The organism is Actinoplanes rectilineatus (assembly GCF_000962825.1).
In the GTDB taxonomy this organism is placed as follows: Bacteria; Actinomycetota; Actinomycetes; order Mycobacteriales; family Micromonosporaceae; genus Actinoplanes; species Actinoplanes rectilineatus.
Map to the genome: position 1 here is coordinate 1 of NZ_JZKF01000171.1, position 5,736 is coordinate 5,736.

Annotated in this window: 6 protein-coding genes and 1 pseudogene; all 7 read right to left on the reverse strand. The window is 67.7% G+C overall.

Annotation, left to right across the window (positions count from 1 at the left end):
* Positions 1–67: 67 nt before the first annotated feature.
* Entirely contained in the window at positions 68–646 is a 579-nt protein-coding gene (locus WH85_RS51380; RefSeq protein WP_157411653.1) for a hypothetical protein, read from the reverse strand.
* 57 nt (positions 647–703) lie between these two features.
* A pseudogene (locus WH85_RS45640) lies at positions 704–1,942 on the reverse strand (IS701 family transposase).
* Positions 1,943–2,073: 131 nt separating this feature from the next.
* A complete protein-coding gene (locus WH85_RS48015; RefSeq protein WP_052721324.1) occupies positions 2,074–2,793 on the reverse strand; it encodes a hypothetical protein in 720 nt (239 codons plus the stop codon).
* Positions 2,790–3,350, reverse strand: coding sequence for a VanZ family protein (locus tag WH85_RS45650; protein WP_045748482.1), 561 nt, complete (start codon positions 3,348–3,350; stop codon positions 2,790–2,792). The genes WH85_RS48015 and WH85_RS45650 overlap by 4 nt, the downstream gene beginning before the upstream one ends.
* Positions 3,331–3,816: a hypothetical protein gene (locus WH85_RS45655; protein WP_045748483.1), complete on the reverse strand. Its 486-nt coding sequence runs from the start codon at positions 3,814–3,816 to the stop codon at positions 3,331–3,333. The genes WH85_RS45650 and WH85_RS45655 overlap by 20 nt, the downstream gene beginning before the upstream one ends.
* Before the next feature lie 6 nt (positions 3,817–3,822).
* A complete protein-coding gene (locus WH85_RS45660) occupies positions 3,823–4,860 on the reverse strand; it encodes an LPXTG cell wall anchor domain-containing protein (RefSeq protein WP_045748484.1) in 1,038 nt (345 codons plus the stop codon).
* 44 nt (positions 4,861–4,904) lie between these two features.
* Positions 4,905–5,666 (reverse strand): sulfite exporter TauE/SafE family protein, encoded by a 762-nt coding sequence (locus WH85_RS45665; protein WP_045748485.1) that lies wholly within the window; start codon positions 5,664–5,666, stop codon positions 4,905–4,907.
* Between the last annotated feature and the right edge of the window lie 70 nt (positions 5,667–5,736).

Below are 5,736 nucleotides of genomic sequence, written 5' to 3' on the forward strand. Positions count from 1 at the left end.
TATCGATGGCTCCACGCCTATATCCAGCACCGTCCGATCCGCAGGCATTTGCCCGTGTCGTACAGAATCAGACGCCCCTTCTCGCTGAGATCACCTCACCGAGCCCGAATGCATGCCCGAAGAGGAGTCCGGCAACAAACCCGAACACGAGGCCAATAACAGGCCCGCCCACGAATCCGACTACGAGCCCGACTAATGTCCAGCATCCGACCCCGGACACGAGTCCGCATATAATTGTGCGCCGGAAATCCTGTCTGTGGAGGTCCAGGGGGCTGACGGCCTTTGCTGCGGGCAGGGGCGTGGCCGAATTATCGATCAGGTGAATCAGCGCTTCCGTGAATCCGGTCATCATGCCAGTCGATATTCCGACCGCGATTCCAACCCGAAATCCGGCGATAAGCCCGGCAATGGCGCCGATCCCTATCCCGATTGCGAGCCCTTCGATTGCCGAGCGTTTTAGTTGTGGGCGGGTAGGTCGATGGACGGAGAACGCTACCGGACCACGCTCGTGCCTGAACCCGGCCGCGACCGTTAGCCCAAACCTGACTTCGAAAACAGGATTTCGATTATCTCCAAACCCGGCCCTAGTCGCGACCAGGAATCCGATCCCGACCCCGAATACGAGCCCGGAGACGAGTCCAGCCACGACCCCGAGTCGGATTCCGAAGAGTAATGCGATTAATACTCCAGCAGGAGATCCGTTTCAGGGTTCGGTGAGGGCTTGTCGTTCGTAGTGGCTGGTCCTGGCAGCGTTTTGGTGGCGGCGTCGGAAGATGGACCATGTGATCACTGCGGTGATGTTCGCTGCGGGTTTGATGATCAGGTCGTGGAAGAGGCTGCGGAGTTCGTTGACGGTGATCGGGATCAGGCCTTCGGCGTTGGCGGTGCAGAGGGTGCTCGCGGCGGCGAGGAAGGCGTGCGCGGCGATGACCAGGGTCGTCCAGCGGTGCCAGGCCGTCCAGCGGCGGTGTTGATGCTGGTCGAGGCCGAGTTCGGTCTTCGTGGCCTAGAACGATTCTTCGATGGTCCACCGCTGTCCGGCGACCGTGACCAGATGGCGTAGCGCGACGGGTTCGGGTGACCAGCAGCGGTAGAACGCGAGTTCACCGGTGCTGCGGTTGCGGCGGATCAGCAGCCGGTGGTGCCCGGCGTGCTGGTCGGCGGCCAGGGGCAGGGCGATGAACGCCCAGTCGTAGTAGCGGTGGCCTTTGGCGCCTTCGCCGGCTGACAGCCGTTGCCAGGCATGGGCGGGCAGGCCGGCGGCGATCTGGTCAGCGCGTTGAGTACCGATACCGGTGGGCATGCGATGCGAGCAGGCGACAGCCAGGACGTGACCGAGGCGGTGGCCGCGTAGTGCGGTGGCCAGTGCCGGGTCGCCGCCGTACGCCTCGTCGCCGGCGACCCATCGGCAGGGCAGGCCGCCGGCCAGTGCGGTCTCGATCAGCCGGCGGGCCAGCTGCGGTTTGGTGGCGAACCGGACGTCGTCGGGAACACCGGCCCCGGCCAGCCTTTCAGGATCACCGGTCCAGGATTTCGGCAGGTAGAGAGCGGTGTCGAGCAGGGTATGCCCGTGCGGGGAAGCGTAGGACAGGTGCACCGACAGCTGACAGATCTCGATCTTCCCGGCGGTGCCGGAGTACTGCCGCTGGACACCGACGGTGTGCCGGCCCTTCTTCAGATCGCCGGTCTCGTCGATGACCAGGACCGCGTCCGGATGCCCGAGCCTGCGAGCGACGAAGTCACGGACATCAGCACGTACCAGAGAGTCGTCCCAGGCCGCCCGGCCGATCAGGTCCTGCATCCCACCCGGCCCCTCATCACCGGCGTGCTCCGCGATCGTCCAGCAGTTCTTCGCCGGCAACGGGGCCAGGAGCCCTTGCAGGAAGCCCCGGACCCGGCTGCGCGGCTCCGGCCGTGAGAAACGTGCCTCGATCGGGTTCATCAACTCGTCGAACAGCTCAGACCATCGCTGAGCGTCTACGCTGTAGGCGGCAGCCACCGCCGATTTCGGGGTCCACACAACCACCGAGACTCAGCGGTGGCTGCTTGCTGTCCACGGACAAACCCGCACCGTCACAGCAGCTCAAAACGGATCTCCTGCTGGAGTATTAAGGATCCGACATTAAGTCCGGAGGTGACCCCGACCTCGATCCCGACCGCGATCAAGATTCTGTTGCCAAGGTTCTTCTCGTCTTCGATCATCCAGCCGGGAATGTCCCACAAGCGAATGTCTCGCAGGCCGTCTAACTTCTTGGCGATCCATGACAACCAGCGAACCGCGTGGGCATGCTCGTCGGCGTCGGGGTAGGAAATCGCCATTAGCCGGGTCAGCAGATGTCTCAGCAGGGCATCGGAGGTGTGGTGCTCGAGCAGATCTGTTGGGTGAGCGTGGGTGTGGGTGTAGGTGTCCCTGGCCAGACTCAACGCCAGCGGATAACTCAACGTGCGTGCCGCCACGCACCCAGGGTTGTTGCGTAAATGGCCGGTGACCTTCTCCCACGCCGCACGCCTGTCACCCTTTTGCTGGAACAGTAGGAACTCACACGCTCTCGAGTATTCCGACCGCATCTCGTCCGACACGTCGTCCGGGAGCCCGCGGCCCTCGGCGACCGGCGTCCAGCCGTGCACGTTGCGGACCCCGAACAGTGATCCGAACACGGCGTAGTCGTTGCCGGCGAGCAGTGGAAAGAGGTCCATGCCGCGGAACCACGGCACGTCCTCCAGGTCGGCGGAGCCGATCCGGACACTGCGCAGGTCGCGTACCTCGATCGCCCCGTAGATGTCAGTGCTCACGCGGCGGCATCCTCCAGCGTGGCGAAGGCGGCCGGACGTGACGTGACCGCCACAGGCGACGACCACCAGCGGCGGGACGCCAGGGCGGCCAGGCCGGCGCCCGCGGCGTTGAGCAGCACGTCGTCGACCGATGAGACGCGGTCCAGGCGCAGGGTGAACTGCAGGGTCTCGACCAGGATCGACAGGCCCGCGCCCAGCGCCAGCATCCGCCACGCCGACGCCAGCGCCGCGAACCGTACCGGGGCGAAGAAGCCGAGCGACGCGAACACCAGCAGGTTCGCGACGATCTGGACCGTTGCGGTCAGCGGGCCGGCCGCGAGCACGTCGGCCAGGTCGCGTAACGGGACCAGGTTGACGCGGGGATCGCGGTCGGTGGTGGCGGCGCCGTTCGGCAGCAGGATCATCCACACCCAGGGGACCGTGCCGTAGACCATGGCCACCTCGGCGAGGGACGTCCGCCACGTGCCCCGGCGGCGGGCGAGAAGCCACACCGCCAGCGCGGCGGCCGGGGACGCGAGCACGGTGAGGAGGACTACGTCACCGATCGTGTCGATCATGGAAGCTCCGAGGGGCCAGCTGCTCCGTCATCCGCTCCAGGCCGGTTCGGATCAGTCGACCGTAGTCGTCGTCGCCAAGCGCGCCGATGCCGTCCCGGGCCGATGCGAGATGTTCCCGGGCGGTCGTGAGGTCGCCCAACCTGCGGTAGCAGTCGGCCAGGTTCAGGTGCAGCGACGGGTACAGACCGGCCACGGTCAGCGGCACCCCGGCCCGCGCCACGTCGTCCTCGGTGAGCGCGCCCGCGGCGGTCAGCGCGCGAAGATCCCAGAGGAGCTCATCGTGTACGCCGTCCTGCACGTCAGCCATCGCGTGCGCCAGGACGCAGACGTGCAGGGGGTCGCCGCGGTCACCGCCGATCTCCGTCCAGATCTGCGTGAACAGCTGCCGGGCGTCGTCCCGTCGTCCTTGACCGTGGTGGAGTGCCACGGCTTCGCCGATGCGGGTGAGTGTGGGATCCGCTTCCATCGGGGCTCAGGGCCGAGTGCGGCGGCGGCTCAGCAGGACGAGTCCTCCGCCGGCGGCCACGAGCAGCGCGCCGGCCAGCACGATCACCCCGGTCGGCGAACCGGTGATCGGCAGCCCGCCGCCGCCCGGGGAGGCGGACACCGATGGCGAGGCGGAAGCAGACGACGAGGCGGACGGCGAGACGGCCGGCGACGCGGACGGCGACGCGGAGGGCGGTGCCGCGAACCGGATCAGCGTGCTCGCCGACACCGCGTAGTCGTCGCTGAAGTTGTAACTCTTGAACGTCTGCGTGAACGTGCGTTCCCGGTAGTCGGCCGGGTCGGTGCTGGTGCGGAACTCGTACACCAGGGTGATGTCCTGACCGGCGACCAGCCGCAGCCCGGTCTCGCACAGCACCGAACCGGGGTCCGCGGAGCAGCGGACCTCGGGCAGGTTCACGATCCGGGCGTCCACATACCAGTCGTCGAAGGACGCGAACATGTGCAGTTCCGGGATCGGCGGGCCCTGCGCGTAGTGCACACCGACGGTCACCCGGTACGCCTCACCGGGCACGACCGGCTCGGACGGCCCGGTGACCGTGAAGTGGGTGCCGGGCCGCGCGACGACAGTGGTGACGAGCGTGCCGGTGTTGTCGGCCGGGTTGCTCTCCGTGCTGTCCGAGGCCGCCACCACTGTGGTGTTCAGGGCGGTGCCGACGGGCAGGGACGCCGCGGCGCGGGCGGTGAGCTCCCAGGTCCGGCCGCCCTCGGCGGGCGAGCCGGGGTCGGGGATACAGACGATCACCCGGCTGCCGATCTCGCCCTCGCAGGGACCGGAGCCACCGCCCGGGCCCTCGTAGGTGGCGCCCTCCGGCAAGGTGACCGTCATGGTGATGCCGGTGGCGGCCGGCGGCCCGGGGATCTCCGCGTTCACGGTGATGTCGAAGATCTCTCCGGCGACGACCTCCGCGGAGCCGCCGATGGTGACACGCAGGTCCACGGTGTCCGGCGGTGCTGCCAGGATCGGACCGCCGGCCAGGAGGAGACTGAGGACCCACTGCATCATGCGCGGCAGTATGGCACGCGTCACACCGCCGCGCTGCCCGTGTTTCAGAGGGCGCGGATGAGCAGGTACACGCCGACCGCCACACCGAACACCACGATGATCGAGCGCAGCACGTTTGCCGGAAGCCTCCGGGCCACCCGCGCGCCCAGGTAACCGCCGACCACCGTGGCGGGGGCGATCACCGCGACGGCCGCCCAGTTCACCGGGCCGAAGATGCTGTAGACCCCGATCGTGACGAGCCCGATCAGTGCGGAGAGCAGGTTCTTCAGCGCGCTCACCCGGGCCAGCGTCTCGTCCAGCACGAGGGCGAGCCCGGCGACGAGCAGGACACCGAGGGCCGCGTTGAAGTATCCGCCGTAGAGCGCGCACAGGAACACCGCCCCGTGCAGCATCAGCGTCGCGCGTCTGGCGGACACCTCGGCGGGATGGCCGACGAGCCCGCGAAGCTTCTGCTGGAAGGCGAGCGTCAGCGCCGCCCCGATCACGAGGAACGGCACCACCAGGTCGAACACGCGCCGCGGCGTGTTCAGCAGCAGCACACATCCGCAGAGCGCGCCGATCAGCGCCGTAGGCAGCACCCGCAGGATCCGCTGCCGCTGTCCACCGAGGTCGGCCCGGCTGGCGAGGACACTCGAGGCGTACCCGGGCGCCACCGACAGCGCGTTGCTCACGTTGGCCGCGACCGGAGGCATCCCGATCGCCAGCATGCTCGGAAACGTGATCAGCGAACCGCCCCCGGCGATCGCGTTGACGGCTCCCGCCCCCAGCCCGGCCACCAGCAGCAGACCCGCTTCAGCAATATGCACGTTCGTCTCTCACTTCCAAGATCACTAAGTCTTCTCGACGGTACGCCCAAAGTCCACTCCCGCCCCCACC

What these genes read in the sequence shown, in the direction of transcription:
- WH85_RS45655 (WP_045748483.1), bottom strand. Translation starts at nt 3,816, where the DNA reads ATGGAAGCGGATCCCACACTCACCCGCATCGGCGAAGCCGTGGCACTC.
- WH85_RS45650 (WP_045748482.1), bottom strand. Translation starts at nt 3,350, where the DNA reads ATGATCGACACGATCGGTGACGTAGTCCTCCTCACCGTGCTCGCGTCC.
- WH85_RS45660 (WP_045748484.1), bottom strand. Translation starts at nt 4,860, where the DNA reads ATGATGCAGTGGGTCCTCAGTCTCCTCCTGGCCGGCGGTCCGATCCTG.